The sequence below is a fragment of the Streptomyces sp. NRRL F-4489 genome (assembly GCF_001509485.1).
Lineage (GTDB): Bacteria > Actinomycetota > Actinomycetes > Streptomycetales > Streptomycetaceae > Streptomyces.
In genome coordinates, this window is record NZ_LLZI01000171.1 from 1 (window position 1) to 802 (window position 802).

Annotated in this window: 1 protein-coding gene; it reads left to right on the plus strand. The window is 77.1% G+C overall.

Annotation, left to right across the window (positions count from 1 at the left end; translation table 11 throughout):
- Nucleotides 1-88 precede the first annotated feature (88 nt).
- On the plus strand, nt 89-802 hold a 714-nt coding region (locus tag ADL22_RS14555), incomplete at its 3' end, for a hypothetical protein (RefSeq protein WP_066978349.1).

Sequence of the window (802 nt, forward strand, 5' to 3'; positions counted from 1 at the left end):
CTGCTGCCGACCACGGTCGTGGTCCTCACCCACCCCTCGCCGGACAGCGGCGTCGACGTCCGCCGGGCCGCCGCGCACCTGGGCGCTGGTGGCGCGGCGCGCGGGCCGGGCCCTGCGCAAGGTCTTCGCGTCCTCGCCCGCCGCCGAGACGGCCGCCCTCACCCGGGCCGCGCACGCCATCCAGCAGCCGGTCTCCAGCGGCCGGCAGATCGCGGTGTCCAGCATCCGCGGCGGCGCCGGCAAGTCCACCGTCGCCGCGCTGCTGGCGCTGACCTACGCCCACTACCGCCCCGACCCGGTGCTCGCCGTCGAGGCCGACCCGGCGCTGGGCACCCTGCCGCACCGGCTCGGCGCCCGCGAGGTCCGCTGGTCGGGCAGCGATCTCGCGCAGATCCTCGACCCGTCGATGCTGATCACCGACCTGACCGGCTACCTCCTGCCGTTCGCCGGCGGCGGCTGGCTGCTGCCCGGCAGCCAGGGTTCCATCGGCACCCGGCTCGACCTGGACACGTACCGCGTGGTGATGACCACGCTGCGCCGCCACTTCGCCGCCACCGTCGTCGACTGCGAGACGCTGCCCGCCGAGGTGGCGCGCACCGCGCTGGTCACCACCCAGGCCCGGGTGCTGGTCACCCCGGCGACCCCGGAGGGCGTGGCCGCCACCCGTTCCGTACTGGACTGGGTCGGCGGGTTGCACCCGGGGCTGCTGCCGACCACGGTCGTGGTCCTCACCCACCCCTCGCCGGACAGCGGCGTCGACGTCCGCCGGGCCGCCGCGCACCTGGGCGCTGGTGGCGCGGCG